Source organism: Pseudomonas sp. BJa3 (assembly GCF_026343815.1).
In the GTDB taxonomy this organism is placed as follows: domain Bacteria; phylum Pseudomonadota; class Gammaproteobacteria; order Pseudomonadales; family Pseudomonadaceae; genus Aquipseudomonas; species Aquipseudomonas soli.
The window spans coordinates 1-941 of record NZ_JAOXMC010000048.1 but is presented as its reverse complement, the minus strand read 5'-3'; the positions used below and the strand labels follow the sequence as shown (position 1 = coordinate 941).

General features: G+C 52.1%; 1 protein-coding gene. It reads left to right on the top strand.

What is annotated here, in order from left to right:
* Positions 1–214: 214 nt before the first annotated feature.
* Positions 215–941: IS110 family transposase (locus OH705_RS26820; protein ID WP_267303380.1), on the top strand; the 727-nt coding region annotated here is incomplete at its 3' end.

The following is a 941-nucleotide window of genomic DNA, read 5'->3' as shown; positions in this document are numbered from 1 at the left end:
CAAGCCCGCTTGTATGGTTAGACTTGAAGGGGTGGTGGGACTAAATGCCCGATTCTGACTGTTCGCATCAGTACAGACCGTGGGAGACATCGCCCCACCCCTTCCACCAAAGCGCCGATAAAGAATGCATCGTTTGCAAGCGACGATAGAAGCAAGCCAGCGCCTCTTGGTGAAACCCCTTCAAGCCAAAAAACCATAACGTGAGGAAGCGCCCATGGCAATGCAGGTTGGCAAGCTGATCGTGGGTGCGGATGTCGCGAAAGCTGAACTGGTGATTCATCACGATGATCGCGATGAGATCATCAGGCTGAAAAACGCCAAACTCGAAATCAAAAGATGGCTGAAACAACAGCCTCTCAACACGGCTATTGCTGTTGAGGCGACTAATGTTTATCACCTCGATCTGGTTGAACTGGCTCACAGCCTAGGCTTCGAGGTGTATGTCATTGATGGGTTCCAGCTGAGCAACTACCGGAAAAGCGTGGGTGGACGAGTGAAAACGGATCCTTCTGATGCTCGGCTGCTGTCCCGGTTTTTGAAAAACGAGGGGGAAGACCTTCGCCCTTGGACTCCTCCTCCCGCCGTCTACGGCAAGCTACAGAGCCTTCTTCGACGCAGATCGGCCTTAGTGACTGCTCGCACTGCAATGATGCAGAGCTGGGCTAATGAAGCTTTGTTGAAGGTCGCCTTCAAAACCTTTGTAAAATCCATAGACCGGCTGGATCTGCTGATCCAAAAGAAGATTAAGGAAGTGCTGCGAGAAGCTGGCCTGCACGAACAAGTTGCCCGCTGCCAAGCGATAGAGGGTATTGGTTTTCTCACCGCTACAGCATTGGTGATGGCCTTTATGCGGGGCGAGTTCAAAAGCAGTGACTCGTACATTGCATTCCTGGGAATGGATCTACGAGTCAGTGATTCAGGACAGAAGAATGGACGCCGCC